Genomic DNA, 16,928 nt, shown 5'->3' on the forward strand with positions numbered 1-16,928 from the left:
ATAATGGCACTTTCGGCACAGCAGCAGGCTATTCTTGACGAATTGTCAATGCCTGAAAAAATTGCGATCTTGCTTATTCAGTTAGGAGAGGATTTAACTGCACAGATTTTTTCGTATATGGATGTTAACGCAATTACTGAAATATCCAAATATATTGCCACCGCTAAAGCAATAGATAAAGCCATAGCTGCAGCGGTTTTAGAAGAGTTTTATGTTATTTTTCAGTCTAATCAGTATATTTCAAGCGGCGGTATAGAGTATGCTAAAGAAATTCTTTATAAAGCCCTCGGACCTGAAGAAGCTAAAAAAGTTCTAGATAAACTTGCTAAATCGCTTCAAAGCGAGCAGACTTTCGGTTTTTTACAAAAAGTAAAACCGCAGCAGCTTGCGGATTTTATAGTTAATGAACATCCTCAGACAATTGCACTTATACTTGCGCATATGGATCCTACCAGTGCTGCGGAAACTTTAAGCTATTTTCCTGATGAAATAAGAGCGGAAGTTCTTATCAGAATGAGTAATTTAGGAGACATTTCTCCTCAAGTGATTAAAAAAGTAAGTGCAATTCTTGAAACAAAACTTGAAGCTCTGACCGGTTATAAAGTTGAAATCGGAGGAGTTAGATTCGTTGCGGAAATATTTAACAGACTTGGACAAAAAGCAGCAAAATCAACGCTTAAATTCATTGAGCAGGTTAACAACGAACTTGCCGAAGAGATTAAAGAAAAAATGTTTACATTCGAAGATATTCTTAAACTTGACAATAACGCGATTCGCGAAATATTAAAAGAAGCTGATAAAAACCAATTAATGATTGCTTTAAAAGGTGCTCCTGAAGAGCTTAAAGAAAAATTTCTTGCAAATATGTCTCAACGTGCCGCTGCGGCATTTGAGGAAGAAATGCAGTTCTTAGGCCCTGTAAAAGTCAAAGACGTTGAGGCTGCACAAAGAAGTATCGTTGAAATAGTACAAAAACTTGCCGAAGAAGGCAAAGTATCAGTCGGAGCGGAGGAAGAAGTAATTGAATAGGATAGTAAACGGCGAAGCGGTGGAAAGACATATAATAAACCAGTATACATTTAAAAGTTTTGACGATAACGATGAAAGTGAAGAAAAAAGCATTCATAATTCTAAAAACGAAAATCAGCCGCAGCAGACAAATATACATAATAATGAACAAAACACACAAAATAATAACGATGAAGTGATTGAAAAACTTCTTCAAAAAATAGAAGAGCTCAGTAATAATATCGTAAACATTCAGACTAATTTTGAAAAGCAGCTTAATGAGTGTAAACAGCAAATAGAATCAGAGAAAAAAAAGGCGTTTGAAGAAGGATATAAAAAAGGTAAAGAAGACGCTTCTTCCGAAGTATCTAAAGAAATTGAAGAAAAAATAAAACTTCTCCAGGATTCGGTAAAAAAAGTAGATAAAATAAATGAAGTTTTTGAAGAGAAAATTCTTTCAATTGAAAAAGAGTTAATTTCGGTAGCACTTGATATAGCAAAAGAGGTTATTCAAAAAGAAGTTAGCGAAAATTCCAAAGAAATTGCATATAATCTTGCAAAAGCTTTAATGGAAGACATTAAAGATGCTACTAAAATAAAAATAAAAGTAAATCCTAAAGATGCAAAATATTTAAAAGAACAGGATTTACAAAATGTGGAAATAATCGAAGACGACGCCGTAAAAGAAGGCGGTGTTGTGATTTTAAGCGATATAGGAAATATTGACGCTCAGATTTTACAAAGATTTAAAGCAATAAAAGAAGCGGTATTGGAAGGTAATGAATGATAGATGTGAAACATAAAAGTATTCCGGAATTAGAAGAGACGGCACAGAAAATTAGGGAAAGAATTCTTGAAGTTGTTTCTAAAAAAGGAGGGCATTTAAGCTCTACGCTAGGAGCCGTGGAACTTATTATAGGGATGCATTATGTTTTTGATGCAGAAAAAGATCCTTTTATATTTGATGTTTCTCACCAGGCGTATGCCCATAAACTTTTAACTGACAGATGGGAAAGTTTTGATACGCTCAGACAGTTTGGAGGAATCAGCGGTTATACCAGACCTAGTGAAAGCAGATACGATTATTTCAGTGCGGGCCATTCTTCTACATCAATATCCGTGGCGGTCGGCGCCGCTAAAGCTATTAAATTAAAAGGAGAAAACAGAACTCCTGTAGTGTTAATCGGGGACGGGGCAATGAGCGCCGGTATGGTTTATGAAGCTTTAAACGAGCTTGGTTTTAGAAAATATCCCGTAGTTATAATTCTTAACGACAATGAAATGAGCATAGGCAAACCTATCGGGGCTTTAAGTAAATATTTAACAAGGCTGAAAGCCGGAAAACTGTATCAGGGCTTTAAAGAAAAATTTAAAAAATTTTTGGATTCTGCACCGAAAGACGTTAAATACATGGCTAAAAAAGTAGAAGAGATGTTTAGCGTTCACGGAGTTTTTTTTGAAGAAATGGGACTTGAATATATCGGGCCGATTGACGGGCATAATTTAGAAGAGGTTATTGAAACACTTCAAGTCGCAAAAAGTCTTAAAAAACCGGTAATAGTACACGCAAAAACCGTTAAGGGTAAAGGTTATAAGCAGGCGGAAGGATATTATGAACACTGGCACGGAGTAGGGCCTTTTGATTTGGAAACGGGAGAGCCTCTTAAAAAATCTTCTCTTTCCGCAACAAAAGTGTATTCTAATAAACTTCTTGAAATAGCTAAAAAAGATCAAAAAGTCGTCGGAGTAACAGCCGCTATGCCAAGCGGCACCGGAATGAAAGATCTGATGAAAGAATTTCCTGAACGTTTTTGGGATGTTGGTATAGCAGAACAGCATGCGGTAACGTCAATGGCGCCTTTGGCAAAAGAAGGGTTTAAACCTTTTGTTGCAATATATTCAACTTTTTTACAAAGGGGATATGATCAGATAATACATGATGTGTGTCTTGATAATTATCCTGTAAGATTTGCAATTGACAGAGCCGGAATAGTCGGTGCGGACGGAGAGACTCATCAGGGTGTTTTTGATATCGGGTTTTTAAGAATCCTCCCTAATATTACGCTTTTTGCGCCTAGGGATTTTGAAACACTTAAAAAAGCTGTGGAATTTGCATACGGTTTTGATTCCGGGCCTTGCGCGTTCAGATATCCAAGAGGCGCTTTTTTATTAAAAGATGATGTTTTCAAAGCTTCTGATTTTGAACTCGGAAAAGGCGAAATTTTAATCGATAACGACAAAATTATGCTGATAGCATACGGTAACGGAATCGGAAAAGCATACAGGATTCATGAAATTCTCAAACAGCAGGGATTAGAGAGCGGAGTGCTGGATTTAAGATTTGTAAAACCGTTTGACAAAGATCTTCTAAAATCTTTAAAAGCAGACAGATGGTATGTAATCAGCGATAACTCAAAAGAGGGCGGAATTGCTGAAATGCTTAGCGATTTTGCAAATGCGGAAAATATAAATGTTAAAATAGAAAGTTTTGAATACCCTGATGAATTTATTCCGCACGGAAATGTTGAAGAAGTGGAAAAACTTTTAAAAGTAGATGCTCAAAGCATAGCGGAAAAAATCAGGGCTGAAAATGGCTAAAGCAGTACTAGGAGGAGGATGTTTCTGGTGTCTTGACGCAGTTTTCAGACAGGTAGAAGGCATTAGAAATGTAACAGCCGGATATGCGGGAGGCAGACGTCCTGATCCAAACTATGAACAAGTCTGTACCGGTGTTACCGGGCATGCGGAAGTTGTTGAAATAGATTATGATGAAAATAAAGTTGATTACGAATACCTTTTAGATATATTTTTTAACATACACGATCCTACCCAGTTAAACCGTCAGGGAAACGATGTCGGTACACAGTACCGTTCGGTTATTCTGTATTTAAACGATGAACAAAAACAAAAAGCTTTGAAAAAAACAGAAGAGTTAAGATCCAAAGGAGTAAATCCTGTAACGGAAATTAAAAAACTTGACAAATTTTATCCTGCGGAAGAATATCATCAGAATTATTTCCAGAAAAATCCACAACAGCCTTATTGTGTGTATGTAGTGGCGCCTAAGGTTGAAAAATTTTTAAAGATGGAAAATGGAAAGAAAAAAAGTTAAAGAATTTAAAAGCACAATTTCTTATATTAAAATTAACAATAACGGAGCTTTGATAGTCGATAAGGAAAACAGGGTTTACGTTTACGACTCTTCATTTAAACTTATTAACGGATTTAAAATAAAGCTTCCCGAAAACAGACCCGAAGAGAATACAGTTTCGTGTGATGAGGAGTTTAATTATCTTTTGCTTTCCGTAAGCGGATATCCTCTTACCTTTTGGAACATAAAAGAAAAAAAACTTCTCGGTAAATTCGAATGGCATAAAGGAGACGTTTTATCTGTTGAAATAGGACAAAATTATTTTGTAAGCGGAGGAATAGACGGTAAAATTTATCTTTATTCTATTGAACTTTTAAAAATGGTATCCAAGATAGCAAAGCATAAAGATTTTATAAGCGATATTGCGTTCGGAGAAGATAAAATTTACGCAACGGGCTATGATAAAGCCGTTTTGTTTGTCGACAGTTCGTCTTTACGCAAAACTGTCAGATTTTTACATCTTAAAAAAGCTCTGAAAATCGAAAATAAAAATTATCTGATAAGCGCTTCGGAGTTTTCTGACGTTATAAAATGGGACAGGGATACCTGTGACGATACCGACAGAGTTGATTTATATAAAAAGTTCAGAGATTTTGCGCTTTATGATAATTATATTTTTGTTCTTACCGATTCAAAGGTTGTCTTATATGATTTGAAAAACGAAGTACTTGTCAATGATTCTTTTTTTGAAACCGATTCTCACAAAATTGTTGTATATAACGACAGAATGTATCTGGCTTCGGGAAATATTCTCGAAGAAGTGTGTTTAACCGACGAAAAAGAGCTTTTAGATACCGTTTTATCCGAAAATTATAAAAAAGCATATGAAATGATAGCTTTAAATCCTTTTTTAAAGAAAACCAAAGCATATGAAAAACTTGAAAAACTGTATATTGCAACTATTAAAAAAGCTATGAAATATTATGAAGAAGGTATGAAACAAAAAGCCCTTGAGCTGTTGAAGCCTTTTAGTGCCGTACTTCAAAAAAGAGAAGAAATAAATAAAATAATTACTCATTATGAAAACATACTTAAATTTGTAAAAGCGTTTGAAAACAGAAATTTTGCACTGTTTTATCAGCTTGCAAATCAGTTTGAAATGTTAAAAAACACGAAATATTACATGCTTGCTGAAAAAGAGTGGGAAGAAAGGTTCGAAAAGGCAAAGCAGCTTGCATCAGAAGGCAGAGTGTCGGAAGCGAAAGAAATACTAAAAGATTTTATTCCCGTTCCTCAGAAACTGAAACTCATTAATCTGCTACTTAAAGAAGCCGGTCTTTTCAGACTGTTAAAAGAAAAAATAGCCAATAAAGATTTTAAAGGATTCTTTGCAATAATAAAAGAACATCCGGAGCTTAAAGATACCAAAGAATATAAATCGGTAATTGAATATGGTGAAAAGCTTTATAATATGGCTGTTAAAGCCCTGGAGGAAGAAAATTTTAAGTATGTTTTAAAAATATGCACCGTATTGGAAGATATTGAAGGTTATGAATTAAAAGCAAAGGAACTGCTAAACAAGGCACAGGTATCGCTCGAGTTTTTAAGACTGTTTAACGAAGATAAAAACAGGGCATTTGAACTGGCAGAAAAATATCCTTTTTTGAAAAAATTAAAGGTCTACAGAGTTTATGAAGAAAAATGGCAAAAAAAACTTCTTAACGCTGAAAGAGAGGCGTTTAAAGGCAAAATAAAATCAGCTTTAGAGGAATTAAAAGAGTATGAATATATAAAAACGAAAAAACCTAGAATAACGAATATGATTAAAAGCGCATACTTGAATTATATAAAACACTCTAAAGACAAAAATGCAATTGAGAAATATATAAAAACATTCGGTAGGGATGAAGAAATTAACAATTTTTTAAAACAGGGTTAAATTAAATAAGTAATGGTACCGGCGGTGGGACTCGAACCCACATGGGCAGAGCCCATCGGATTTTGAGTCCGACGCGTCTACCAGTTCCGCCACGCCGGCAAGGACTGAAATTATATCGATAATTTATTTAAAATTCAAGAAAAAAATGTATTTTGATTGTTTAAAGAAAAGAAATTAGAATAAAAAAGAAAAAAAAGAACTTATTTGTTTAAAAGTTCTTTTAATTTTTTACCAACTTTGAATTTTACAGATTTAGTTTCAGGGATTTTAACTTCTCTGTTAGTACCAGGAACTCTAGCTACTCTTGGAGCTCTTGTTACAACTTCAAAACTTCCGAATCCGATAAAACTAACTTTTTTACCTGCTTTTAGAGCTTCTTCCATTGCTTCGATAGTAGCATCTATAACTGCGTTTACATCTTTTTTGCTAAGACCTGACTTTTCTGCTACCGCTGCGATTAATTCTGACTTTTTCATTTTTCCTCCTTTTTAGTTGGGTACAAAAAATTTTACTCTTTTTTTTTACCAAAAATCAAGTGTTTTGGGCATTTTTTGCTATAATTTTGTTAAAAAAGGTACAAAATGAATGCCTGTGAGCTTCCAAGCGCCAAAAAAAGCGATAAAAATTTATGCGAAGTCTTAAAAAACGCGAAAACGATAGTTGTGGTAGGGCTCTCTCCAAAAGAACACAGAGCATCTAATCAGGTTGCAAAATATATGCAGGAAAACGGTTATAAAATAATTCCTGTTTATCCGAGAGAAGAAGAAATTTTAGGTGAGAAAGTATACAGAAGTCTTGATGAAATTGATTTTGAAGTGGATATTGTAGATATTTTCCGTAAAGGGGAAGATACGCCTCCTATTGTGGAAAAAGCGGTAAAGCTGCCGGGAATAAAATGTGTTTTTCTTCAAGAAGGCGTCGCAAACGAGAAATCTAAAGAAATCGCCGAAGAAGCCGGTGTGTTTTATGTTGAGGACAGATGTATAATGGTTGATCATATCAGATGTAAGAAAGAAGGATTGTTATGATACCTTTTGAAGAAATAAAACAGGCTCACAAAAGAATAAAAAAAGTAGTTTATAAAACACCTTTTGCGTATGCTCCTATACTTTCGCAAAAAGTCGGAAACGAAATATACCTTAAAAAAGAGAACTTACAGATTACCGGAGCTTTTAAATTAAGAGGGGCTTTTAATAAAATAGCTTCTATTCCGGAAGAAAAAAGAAAAAAAGGCGTTATTGCCGCAAGTGCCGGAAATCATGCGCAGGGTGTCGCTTTCAGTGCTAATTATTTTAATGTTCCCGCCATTATCGTAATGCCTGAAGCTACGCCGCTTACAAAAGTAACGGGCGTTAAAGAGTTCGGAGGGGAAGTTGTACTTGCAGGTAATAATTACGACGAAGCTTATGAGTATGCGGTAAAACTGGCCGAAGAAAAAGGGCTTGAGTTTATTCATCCTTTTGCGGACGATAAAGTTATTGCAGGACAGGGAACAATCGGAATAGAGATGCTAGAACAGGTGCCTGAGCTAGATTATATTATCGTTCCTATAGGAGGAGGCGGATTAATCAGCGGAATTGCAAGTGCAGCAAAACAGATTAATCCCCATATAAAAGTTATCGGAGTTACCGCGGAGGGTGCGCCGGCTATGAGGCTGAGCTTCTTAAGCGGAAGCGTTCAGGACACCACTTTTGTGAAAACGATTGCTGACGGTATAGCGGTAAGGGATACCAATCCTAAAATGTTTGATCTTGTAAGGGAAGTGGTTGATGACATTGTTGAGGTTGACGATGAAGAAATCGCAAATGCGATTCTGTTTTTAATGGAAAGACAAAAAGTTGTCGTAGAAGGTGCAGGAGCTGTGGGAGTAGCGGCTTTACTGCATCATAAGATTAAATTTACCGCTCCTAAAAAAGTAGGCGTTGTGCTGAGTGGCGGTAATATCGATGTGACAATGATTAATCTGATTATAGAAAAAGGTCTGTTAAAATCACACAGAAAAATGAAACTGATTATCAGACTGGTTGATAAACCGGGAGCTCTTCAAAGACTGACTGAAATACTTGCGGCCGAAAAAGCGAATATAGTGCAAATAGGTTATGACAGAACGGATCTTAATCTTGCTATCGGAGATGCAAACGTTACAATAGCTCTTGAAACAAGAGGTCTTGAGCATCAGGAGGCTATTAAAAGAGCCCTTCATAAAAACGGTTATAAATTTGTAGTCGAATAGAATGATGGAAAATATCAGAATAAGGTAAATTCATATAGATAATTATAAAAGGAGAATTAATGAGTAAATATGAAGTTGTAATAGGTCTTGAAGTTCACGTTCAGTTAAATACTAAAACAAAGATTTTCTGTAACTGTGCCACCAGTTTCGGAGACGAGCCTAATACCAATACGTGTCCGACGTGTTTGGGACTGCCGGGGGCTCTTCCTGTATTAAATAAAGAGGCTGTCAGAAAAGCTGTAATGTTTGGAAAAGCGGTAAATGCCGAAATTAATAAAAAATCTATTTTTGCAAGAAAAAACTATTTTTACCCAGACCTTCCAAAAGGCTATCAGATAAGCCAGTTTGAGATTCCTATCGTAGGCAAAGGAAGTTTAACCATTGAAGTTAACGGTGAAACGAAAGAAATAGGTATTACAAGAGCGCACCTTGAAGAAGACGCCGGTAAAAACATACATGACGGCGATGTGAGTAAAGTTGATTTAAACAGAGCCGGAACGCCGCTTCTTGAAATAGTCAGCGAACCGGATATGAGAAGCAGCGATGAAGCTATCGCTTATCTTAAAAAACTTCACGCTATTGTCAAATACCTTGGAATCAGTGATGCGAATATGCAGGAAGGCTCATTCAGATGTGATGCCAACGTATCTGTAAGACCTAAAGGCCAAAAAGAATTCGGTACAAGAGTTGAAATTAAAAACATCAACTCATTCAGGTTTATTAAACAGGCGATTGAATACGAAATCGAAAGACATATTGAGGCGTATGAATATGACGAATACGAAGACGAAGTAGTACAGGAAACCAGACTGTTTGATTCTAAAACGGGCGAAACAAGAAGTATGAGAGGAAAAGAAGAATCTGCAGATTACAGATATTTCCCGGATCCTGATCTGCTGCCTCTTGTTGTTCCGGATGAGTTTTTTGATATTGAAATACCGGAACTTCCTGATGAAAAAAAAGAAAGATACATGAAAGAGTTCGGTCTAAAAGAATATGATGCTGGGGTTCTGACTTCAGAACCTGAACTGGCTGCATATTTTGAAGACCTTGTTGAAAGAGGATGTGAACCTGTTATGGCAAACAACTGGCTGGCAGTCGAGCTTTTAGGAAGACTGAATAAGGCCGGATATGCAATAGAAAATTCTCCTGTAAGCAGTGAAAAATTAGCAAAACTTATATTGAGAATTAAAGACAACACCATAAGCGGCGCAGGCGGTAAAAAAGTTCTTGATTTACTAATGGAAGAAGAAATAGAAGTTGATGTCGCAATAGATAAACTCGGATTAAAACAGGTAAGCGACGAAGGCGCCATAGAAAAAATGGTTGATGAAATTTTGGCGGCTAACGAAGATAAAGTGGCTGAATATAAAGCAGGTAAAGACAAACTGTTCGGTTTCTTCGTAGGACAGGTTATGAAAGCGAGCCGCGGAAAAGCAAATCCTCAAGTTGTAAATAAAATACTTAAAAGCAAGCTGTCTTGAGATTGAAAGAATACATTGTAAAAGCCCTTGTGGCTTTTGCTTTTTATATTGACAGTAATACCAGATATAAAAAAATCAAAGGCTTTTTCAGGCGTTTAATGAACGATGACGATTATACGCCAAAGAAGTTTTTTGATTTTTTTATGCTTTTTTTGGTTATTACAAGCGTTGGCATACTTTTATATGATATTAAACACGATCTCAATCCGTGGGTTGAAGAGTTTGACTTTTATGTTGTAACTTTTATATTTGCGATAGAATACCTTATAAGGCTTTGGGTATATAACGACACGCATAAAATCATTATTGAAGAGTATGAAGAATCCACTTTTTTAGAACGGGAATTTTCTCTTAAAAACGTAATAAAAAAAGCGCTTTTGAAAAAATGGGAATATATTAAATCTCCTTTTGCAATTATAGATTTTCTTGCAATTCTTCCCGGATTCAGAAGTTTAAGAATATTAAGAATTTTTGTTATTTTCAGACTGTTTAAAATATTGAGATATACGAAGAGTATTAATACTTTTATTGAGGTTTTGGCCAGTAAAAAATTTGAACTTACAATATTATTGCTGGCTGTAGGTTTCGTAACGTTTATAGGCGGTGCGGTCATATATGTTTTTGAAGCGCACATAAATCCTAAAATCGATACAATATTCGATGCGATATACTGGTCTTTAATTACCATTTCCACCGTCGGTTACGGAGATATTACCCCGGTTACCCAGGAGGGGAAAGTTCTTACTATGTTTTTAATCATAGTAGGTATCGGATTTATCTCATTCTCCACATCAATTATAGCTTCCGCTTTTACGGAAAAACTGAACGAACTTAAAGCGGACAGGGTTTTTAGAAAAATAAAACATATGGAAGACGTATATCTTATATGCGGATATTCTAACGAAGCGGAAATTCTTGCGGAAAGATTTAAAAAAGACAATATAGATTTTGTTGTGGTGGATATGGATGAAGACAGAGTTGAAAAATCTTCCCATAAAGGATATATTACATTAAAAGGCGATATTACACAAAAGACATTTTTACAGGTGCTTGATTTCAGCAAAATATCAAAAATATTCGTACTTACAAATAACGACATCAGCAACTCTTTTATCGTATTAAGTGTAAAAGCTTACAGCAAAGGAGCTGAAATTATTGCTCTGGCAAACGACGAAAGAAACGTAAGCAAAATAAAAAAAGCAGGAGCGAATCACGTAGTGGTTCCGTCTACCGTTACCGCTTTACTGACTGCGGAATATATAGGAAATCCTATTACTTTTGAAGTGATTGATGCGATTTTAACTGAAAGAAGAAATGCTATTATTGATGAAATTATTGTTATTAAAGATTCTATTCTTGACGGTAAACTTGTAGGAGAAATTGATTTTGACAAGTATAAAATTATTCTGTTCGGGGTATTAAAAAGGAACGAGTCTCCACTTCTTAATGAGACCTTGCAGATTGAAAAAGGCCATTTTTATTTTAACCCTCCTTTTGATTTGAAACTCGAAGAAGGAGATATTCTGGTTGTAATGGGTTACAGTGTGAGTGTGAATTACTTTAAATATCAGATTGAAAAGAGTAGTATATGAGAATAGCTATATTCGGATTTGACGATTTTGGGGAAAGAGTAGCAAGATTTTTAAATAAAAAAGATATCGTTATTGTGGTTTTGGATGAAAAAGAAGAAGCAAGAGCCAGGGAAAAGCTTTACGACGTAGTAAAGCTTCACAATATTGACGATGATGAAATTGCTAAAATAGAAGAGTTTGATATAGCTATAGCTGTTCTTCACGATGAAGATAAAAACCTGTTTTTATGTCTTACGTTAAGAGATCTGTTTCCTGATAAAAAGATAATCGCTAAAGTTGCAGACAAAGACAATGAATATAAATACAGACTTGCAGGAGTTAGCAAACTGATAAATCCTTACGAAGTTACGGCAAACAGAATTATGACTATACTGAAAAAACCTTTAACCCTGAAAGTTATAGAAGAAATAATTTTTCAGGACAACAAGCTCTCTTTTGCCGAAATAGTGATACCTCCTAATTCTTTTTTAGAAGGTAAATATATTAAAGATATATTTAAAGATATTTCTTCGTTATACAATCTGTTAATTATCGGTATGGTTGACAAAGAGCTTTCAGACAACGTGCAGTTTGTTACAAAAGGTTATAACCATAAAATAGACGAGGGCGATATTTTGGTTGTGGTCGGAGACGTAGAAGAAATTGAAAGATTTAAAAATGATCTTGAATTATTTCAACACGGAGGTATGATATGATATCCGTTATAGGTGCTGGAGCCTGGGGCAGCGCTTTATATTATGCAATTAAACAGGTGGTTTCTGATGCAGTAATCACTTCAAGGACGAAAAGAAATATTGAAGGTTTCGTTGATTTGGACAAAGCGCTGGAAAATGAATATATTTTAATAGCTATCGCTGCTCAGTCGATTAAAGATTTTTTAAAAAAAGTTGATCTTTCTGATAAAAAAATACTCGTAGCCAGCAAAGGAATAGATAACGAAAAACTTAAATTTTTAAATGAAATTTTTGAAGAATATGTGTCTCCTGAAAATCTCGCTTTTATTTCAGGACCTTCTTTTGCAAAAGAAGTTAAGGAAAACAAGCCAACGGCTCTTGTAATCGCTTCTAAAAATACGGATTTGGCTGAAAAATTTAAAACATTTTTCCCTAGATTTTTAAAAATATATATTGATGACGATGTGGCAGGCGTAGAAGTTGCCGGAGCATATAAAAACGTGATAGCCATAGCCAGCGGGATATGCGAAGGGCTGAATCTGGGGTCTAATGCAAAAGCCGCGCTTTTAGCCAGAGGACTTGTGGAAATGGACAGATTCGGAGAAAAGTTTGGAGCAAGAAAAGACACTTTTTTAGGTGTGGCCGGTTCGGGAGATCTGTTTTTGACAGCAAATTCCACTATGAGCCGTAATTACAGGGTAGGACTTAATCTTGCCAAAGGAAAACTTCTTAATGATATATTGGATGAACTTGGAGAAGTGGCTGAAGGGGTGTATACAACAAAAGCGATTTATAAACTGGCAAAACTGAACGAAGTTTATACGCCTATAGCAAACGAAGTATATAAAATTATTTATGAAAATAAAGAACCGTTAAAATCATTAAAAGATTTACTGAGCTGATCCCGTAAAAGGGAGAAGAATTATTATTATTGTGCTTTTTTAACTGCACCCGCAACTATTGAAAGAATAATTCCTGTCGCAATAACGCACATAGAAATTGCTATAAATCCGCTAAATCCCATTTTTTCTCCTTTTTTTAGTTTCGATTATTATAGCAAATAATGTGAATATGTGAATAATTTTTGTTAAAATTTGCTAAAAAAAGTGAAAATAATGAGGCTTGATCAGTATTTGGTAACAAATGAATATACATTTAGCAGAAACAAGGCGCAGGAAATTATAAAGAGCGGATATGTAAAAGTTAATGATAAAATCATTAAAAAACCGTCATTTAAAATTGACGAAAACGATAAAATTGAAGTTGTGCAAAATGACGGATACGTTTCAAGAGCCGCATATAAACTGAAAAACTACCTTGAAAAACACGGTATTACTTTTGAAAACAAGTATGTATTGGATATAGGTTCAAGTACCGGAGGATTTACGCAGGTTGCTTTGGAAGCGGGTGCTAAAAAGGTAGTAAGTGTGGATGTAGGAAGCGGTCAGCTGCATAAAACGCTTAGAAATAACCCTAAAATAGAACTTTTTGAAAACACCGATATAAGAGAGTTTATATATAATGAAAAATTTGACGTTGTTGTGAGTGACGTCAGTTTTATTTCACTGCTTAAAATTACTGAAAAAATAGATACACTGGCAAAAAAAGACATTATACTTCTTTTTAAACCGCAGTTTGAAGTAGGAAGGGAAGCCAAAAGAGATAAAAAAGGCGTTGTTACCGATATGAAGGCTGTAGAATCTGCCATGATTAATTTTGAAAATGAATGTAAAGAGCTGGGCTGGGAGCTGATAAGAAAAGAAGAGTCTAGTATTAAAGGAAAAGAAGGAAACACTGAATTTATATATCATTTCAAAAAAGTTTGATATAATCGCACAAAAAAGGTCTAATTTTGATAAGCAGATATCCTACAAGGAAAATAAAAGTCGGAAACGTCGAAATAGGAGGAGATGCTCCTATTTCGGTGCAGTCAATGACCTATTCAAAAACAAAAGATATAAAAGCTACTCTTGAGCAGATTAACAGGCTTTATTTTGCGGGTGCTGATATCGTCAGGGTAGCAGTCTTGGATAAAGAAGATGCAAACGCTTTAAAAGAAATTAAAAAAAACTCTCCCCTTCCGGTTGTAGCGGATATACATTTTAATTACAAGCTGGGACTTAAAGCCGCTGAAGTGGTAGACGCTCTTCGTATTAATCCGGGAAATATAGGCGGAAAAGAAAGAGTAAAAGCAGTTGTCGACGCATGCAGACAAAGAAATATTCCTATAAGAATAGGTGTTAATGCCGGAAGCCTTGAAGATCATCTTGAAAACAGATACGGCCAAACGCCTAAAGCCATGGTTGAGTCTGCTTTATGGCATATTAAATTTCTGGAAGATCTTGATTTCAGGGATATAAAAGTTTCACTAAAAGCCAGCGACGTTCAAAGAACGGTTGAAGCATACAGGATGTTAAGACCTCTTGTCGAATATCCTTTTCATTTGGGTGTAACCGAAGCCGGAACCAAATTTCATGCAACTATTAAAAGCGCTGCCGCGTTTGGCGCTTTGCTTCTGGAAGGCATAGGCGACACTATGAGGGTATCAATAACCGGAGAGCTTGAAGAGGAGATAAAAGTAGGCAAAGCGATATTGAAAGATTTAGGACTTTCAAAAGAAGGGGTCAATATTATTTCATGTCCTACCTGCGGGAGGATAGAAGTAGACCTTCCTCCTATTGTTGAAGCAGTGGAGGAAGCTACCAAAAATATAAAAAAACCTCTTAATCTTGCGGTTATGGGCTGTGTGGTTAACGCCATAGGAGAAGCAAAAGAAGCGGATGTTGCAATAGCCTGCGGCAAAGGTTACGGGCTTATTATTAAAAAAGGCGAAATAATAGGCAAATATAAAGAAAGTGAACTGCTTGAGAGGTTTTTGGAAGAAGTAAAAAAGGAGAGTGAATGAGCGCAACTACTATGATATATATCGTGGGGCTAAGTATTGCCTCTATGGCATTTATTTTTATTTTTATGCTGCTTAGAAAAATAGAAATTACGGAAGAGAGAATTCTTAAAATATTAGGCGAACATGCGGAAGAGATTAAAAAAGCGAAAAACGACGAGGAGCTTAAAGAACTGATAAGGGCACTTCCTAAGAAAAAAAGAACAAAACTAAAAACTCTTTTTGAATCTCAGGATCTGTATGATGCCGTTAAGCATATTAAAAAACACGTATTAAAAACTACTGACCGGGAAAATGGAGACGTAAATCAGGATTAGCCAAAACTTCGTCGATTACAATTTCGTAATCTTCTTTTGCGTTTTCGAGCATTTTGAATTTTTCTTCGTTTTCAGATAAAATAACACCAATATCAATAGGGTTTTTTGTGGCTTTAAGATTTTCTATTAATTCTTTGTCATCCGTTTGGATATATATACTTCTGTATTGCAAAGTTGCCAAAGAATCTTTGTAAGGATAAGTGATTTTTAAAATCATTAAAAACCTTTTTTTATAATTTTAACATAAATGCTATAAAAGGAAAAATAGTGGAACTTTACAACCTGGATATAGAAAGAGGGATACTGAGCGCCATATTGTTTGACGGGAAAATATATGAAGATGTGGCGTCTATTCTTAAACCTTCCGACTTTTATCTTCCTTTTCATCAGAATATTTTTGCGGCGATGGAGGATCTTTCTAAAAAAGATTATCCGATTGATGAAATATTTTTAAGAGACTATCTTACTAAACAGAATAAATTTGATGAAGAGCTTTTCTTGGAAATACTCGGAACGGCTCCTATTGAGGCTGTCGAAGCTTATGCGAGGGAAATTAAGGATCTTGCGGTTAAAAGGGAACTTATACATCTTTCCAATGAAATTAAAAAAACAGTTTTGGAAGACGATAAAAAAGCTATTGAAGAAGTAGAAGAAATACAGGGCAAACTCTTTAGCATCGCAACTTCCAATCTTGCCGGAGATTTTAAAAATTCACAGGTTATTATAGATGAAACGCTTGAATATATCAAAGCCCAGGTAAGCAAACAGAATAAAATCGTAACGGGACTTGATACGGGTTACGTTGAACTTAACAGAATGACAAGCGGTTTTGGAGAAGGTGATCTGATTATTTTAGCCGCAAGACCTTCTATGGGTAAAACGGCTTTGGCTTTAAATCTTGCTTTAAATGTATTAAAACAGAATAAGGGCGTGGCAATATTTTCACTTGAAATGCCGGCCGACCAGCTGATGCTCAGAATGCTGAGCTCAGCCGGGAAAATACCGCTTCAGGATTTAAGAAGGGGGAATCTCGATGACAATGAATGGAGCAAGCTTACGGCTGTTGCAGACGAATTAAGCGAAAAACCGCTGTTTGTAGATGACGAAGGTAATGTAAATATTCATACCATCAGAGCAAAACTCAGAAAGCTTAAAATTCAAAATCCGGAACTCTCTTTGGCAATAGTGGATTATCTTCAGCTTATCAATTCGGATTTAAAAGAAAGGCATCTGGCAATTGCTGAAATTTCAAGAAGCCTGAAACTTTTGGCAAGGGAGCTTCAGATTCCTATTATTGCGCTCTCACAGCTTAACCGTTCACTTGAAAGCAGACCTAACAAAAGGCCGATGCTGAGCGACCTTAGAGAATCAGGCGCAATTGAACAGGATGCCGATATAATCATGTTTATATACAGAGACGACGTTTATAAAGCGATGGAGGCGAAGCAGAAACAAAAAGAAGCAATGGAGCAGGGAAAGGCCGTTCAGATAGAGTTTAAAGAAAAAGAAGTTGAAGACGCCGAAATAATCATCGGTAAACAGAGAAACGGGCCGACGGGCACAGTCGAAATGCTGTTTCATAAGAATTATGTACTGTTTACAGATAAAGTCAGTGAAGTACAGGAAATTCAAATGAGCGAGGCTCAGATAGAAATACCTTCCATTTAGGGAATAGAGAATGATATATG

At 35.6% G+C, this 16,928-nt stretch carries 17 protein-coding genes and 1 tRNA gene; 15 read left to right on the forward strand and 3 right to left on the reverse strand.

Annotated features, from left to right (window positions below):
• Positions 1–3 precede the first annotated feature (3 nt).
• From fliG to ACZ5EP_RS01945, 5 genes are read left to right on the forward strand one after another with little or no spacing between them, the layout of a single operon-like run.
• Positions 4–1,029, forward strand: a complete 1,026-nt coding sequence (gene fliG, locus ACZ5EP_RS01925; protein ID WP_464509212.1) for a flagellar motor switch protein FliG — start codon at positions 4–6, stop codon at positions 1,027–1,029.
• Positions 1,022–1,795: a flagellar assembly protein FliH gene (fliH, locus tag ACZ5EP_RS01930; RefSeq protein WP_464509213.1), complete on the forward strand. Its 774-nt coding sequence runs from the start codon at positions 1,022–1,024 to the stop codon at positions 1,793–1,795. Before fliG ends, fliH begins: the two co-directional genes overlap by 8 nt.
• Positions 1,792–3,606, forward strand: a complete 1,815-nt coding sequence (dxs, locus tag ACZ5EP_RS01935) for a 1-deoxy-D-xylulose-5-phosphate synthase (protein ID WP_464509214.1) — start codon at positions 1,792–1,794, stop codon at positions 3,604–3,606. Before fliH ends, dxs begins: the two co-directional genes overlap by 4 nt.
• Entirely contained in the window at positions 3,599–4,120 is a 522-nt protein-coding gene (gene msrA, locus ACZ5EP_RS01940; protein ID WP_464509215.1) for a peptide-methionine (S)-S-oxide reductase MsrA, read from the forward strand. Before dxs ends, msrA begins: the two co-directional genes overlap by 8 nt.
• Positions 4,101–6,038 carry a hypothetical protein gene (locus ACZ5EP_RS01945; RefSeq protein ID WP_464509216.1) on the forward strand — a complete coding sequence of 646 codons (1,938 nt, stop codon included), beginning with the start codon at positions 4,101–4,103 and terminating at the stop codon, positions 6,036–6,038. Before msrA ends, ACZ5EP_RS01945 begins: the two co-directional genes overlap by 20 nt.
• Before the next feature lie 13 nt (positions 6,039–6,051).
• Here the strand turns inward: ACZ5EP_RS01945 and ACZ5EP_RS01950 are convergent.
• Both ACZ5EP_RS01950 and ACZ5EP_RS01955 read right to left on the reverse strand, forming a co-directional pair.
• A tRNA-Leu gene (locus ACZ5EP_RS01950) sits at positions 6,052–6,137 on the reverse strand.
• A 101-nt stretch (positions 6,138–6,238) separates the two neighbouring features.
• On the reverse strand, positions 6,239–6,514 hold the full coding sequence (locus ACZ5EP_RS01955; RefSeq protein ID WP_127680679.1) for an HU family DNA-binding protein: 276 nt from the start codon (positions 6,512–6,514) through the stop codon (positions 6,239–6,241).
• Positions 6,515–6,619: 105 nt separating this feature from the next.
• Here ACZ5EP_RS01955 and ACZ5EP_RS01960 point away from each other — a divergent pair, with 105 nt between their 5' ends.
• The 9 genes from ACZ5EP_RS01960 (at position 6,620) to ACZ5EP_RS02000 (ending at position 15,240) form a co-directional block, all read left to right on the forward strand.
• Positions 6,620–7,066: a CoA-binding protein gene (locus tag ACZ5EP_RS01960; protein ID WP_464509217.1), complete on the forward strand. Its 447-nt coding sequence runs from the start codon at positions 6,620–6,622 to the stop codon at positions 7,064–7,066.
• The gene (gene ilvA, locus ACZ5EP_RS01965) at positions 7,063–8,271 is read left to right on the forward strand and encodes a threonine ammonia-lyase (RefSeq protein ID WP_464509218.1); all 1,209 of its coding nucleotides are present in this window, start codon (positions 7,063–7,065) and stop codon (positions 8,269–8,271) included. The genes ACZ5EP_RS01960 and ilvA overlap by 4 nt, the downstream gene beginning before the upstream one ends.
• Before the next feature lie 59 nt (positions 8,272–8,330).
• Positions 8,331–9,755, forward strand: coding sequence for an Asp-tRNA(Asn)/Glu-tRNA(Gln) amidotransferase subunit GatB (gene gatB, locus ACZ5EP_RS01970; RefSeq protein ID WP_464509219.1), 1,425 nt, complete (start codon positions 8,331–8,333; stop codon positions 9,753–9,755).
• A 2-nt stretch (positions 9,756–9,757) separates the two neighbouring features.
• On the forward strand, positions 9,758–11,347 hold the full coding sequence (locus ACZ5EP_RS01975; protein WP_464509220.1) for an ion transporter: 1,590 nt from the start codon (positions 9,758–9,760) through the stop codon (positions 11,345–11,347).
• Positions 11,344–12,042, forward strand: coding sequence for a potassium channel family protein (locus ACZ5EP_RS01980; protein ID WP_464509221.1), 699 nt, complete (start codon positions 11,344–11,346; stop codon positions 12,040–12,042). Before ACZ5EP_RS01975 ends, ACZ5EP_RS01980 begins: the two co-directional genes overlap by 4 nt.
• Entirely contained in the window at positions 12,039–12,923 is an 885-nt protein-coding gene (locus ACZ5EP_RS01985) for an NAD(P)H-dependent glycerol-3-phosphate dehydrogenase (RefSeq protein WP_464509222.1), read from the forward strand. The genes ACZ5EP_RS01980 and ACZ5EP_RS01985 overlap by 4 nt, the downstream gene beginning before the upstream one ends.
• 213 nt (positions 12,924–13,136) lie before the next feature.
• Positions 13,137–13,847 (forward strand): 23S rRNA (cytidine-2'-O)-methyltransferase TlyA, encoded by a 711-nt coding sequence (gene tlyA, locus ACZ5EP_RS01990; RefSeq protein ID WP_464509223.1) that lies wholly within the window; start codon positions 13,137–13,139, stop codon positions 13,845–13,847.
• 26 nt (positions 13,848–13,873) lie between these two features.
• On the forward strand, positions 13,874–14,926 hold the full coding sequence (gene ispG, locus ACZ5EP_RS01995; RefSeq protein WP_464509224.1) for a flavodoxin-dependent (E)-4-hydroxy-3-methylbut-2-enyl-diphosphate synthase: 1,053 nt from the start codon (positions 13,874–13,876) through the stop codon (positions 14,924–14,926).
• Positions 14,923–15,240, forward strand: a complete 318-nt coding sequence (locus ACZ5EP_RS02000) for a 4-hydroxy-3-methylbut-2-en-1-yl diphosphate synthase (RefSeq protein WP_464509225.1) — start codon at positions 14,923–14,925, stop codon at positions 15,238–15,240. Before ispG ends, ACZ5EP_RS02000 begins: the two co-directional genes overlap by 4 nt.
• Here ACZ5EP_RS02000 and ACZ5EP_RS02005 read toward each other — a convergent pair.
• Entirely contained in the window at positions 15,203–15,457 is a 255-nt protein-coding gene (locus ACZ5EP_RS02005; protein ID WP_127680658.1) for a hypothetical protein, read from the reverse strand. The genes ACZ5EP_RS02000 and ACZ5EP_RS02005 overlap by 38 nt on opposite strands.
• Positions 15,458–15,507: 50 nt before the next feature.
• On the opposite strand from ACZ5EP_RS02005, the gene ACZ5EP_RS02010 reads away from it, so the two are divergent.
• A complete protein-coding gene (locus tag ACZ5EP_RS02010; protein WP_464509226.1) occupies positions 15,508–16,908 on the forward strand; it encodes a replicative DNA helicase in 1,401 nt (466 codons plus the stop codon).
• Positions 16,909–16,928 lie beyond the last annotated feature (20 nt).

The organism is Nautilia abyssi, assembly GCF_055388085.1.

What these genes read in the sequence shown, in the direction of transcription:
- ACZ5EP_RS01980 (WP_464509221.1), top strand. Translation starts at nt 11,344, where the DNA reads ATGAGAATAGCTATATTCGGATTTGACGATTTTGGGGAAAGAGTAGCA.
- ACZ5EP_RS01960 (WP_464509217.1), top strand. Translation starts at nt 6,620, where the DNA reads ATGAATGCCTGTGAGCTTCCAAGCGCCAAAAAAAGCGATAAAAATTTA.
- tlyA (WP_464509223.1), top strand. Translation starts at nt 13,137, where the DNA reads ATGAGGCTTGATCAGTATTTGGTAACAAATGAATATACATTTAGCAGA.
- ACZ5EP_RS01955 (WP_127680679.1), bottom strand. Translation starts at nt 6,514, where the DNA reads ATGAAAAAGTCAGAATTAATCGCAGCGGTAGCAGAAAAGTCAGGTCTT.
- gatB (WP_464509219.1), top strand. Translation starts at nt 8,331, where the DNA reads ATGAGTAAATATGAAGTTGTAATAGGTCTTGAAGTTCACGTTCAGTTA.
- ACZ5EP_RS01985 (WP_464509222.1), top strand. Translation starts at nt 12,039, where the DNA reads ATGATATCCGTTATAGGTGCTGGAGCCTGGGGCAGCGCTTTATATTAT.
- ACZ5EP_RS01945 (WP_464509216.1), top strand. Translation starts at nt 4,101, where the DNA reads ATGGAAAGAAAAAAAGTTAAAGAATTTAAAAGCACAATTTCTTATATT.
- ilvA (WP_464509218.1), top strand. Translation starts at nt 7,063, where the DNA reads ATGATACCTTTTGAAGAAATAAAACAGGCTCACAAAAGAATAAAAAAA.
- ACZ5EP_RS02005 (WP_127680658.1), bottom strand. Translation starts at nt 15,457, where the DNA reads ATGATTTTAAAAATCACTTATCCTTACAAAGATTCTTTGGCAACTTTG.
- dxs (WP_464509214.1), top strand. Translation starts at nt 1,792, where the DNA reads ATGATAGATGTGAAACATAAAAGTATTCCGGAATTAGAAGAGACGGCA.
- fliG (WP_464509212.1), top strand. Translation starts at nt 4, where the DNA reads ATGGCACTTTCGGCACAGCAGCAGGCTATTCTTGACGAATTGTCAATG.
- ACZ5EP_RS02000 (WP_464509225.1), top strand. Translation starts at nt 14,923, where the DNA reads ATGAGCGCAACTACTATGATATATATCGTGGGGCTAAGTATTGCCTCT.
- msrA (WP_464509215.1), top strand. Translation starts at nt 3,599, where the DNA reads ATGGCTAAAGCAGTACTAGGAGGAGGATGTTTCTGGTGTCTTGACGCA.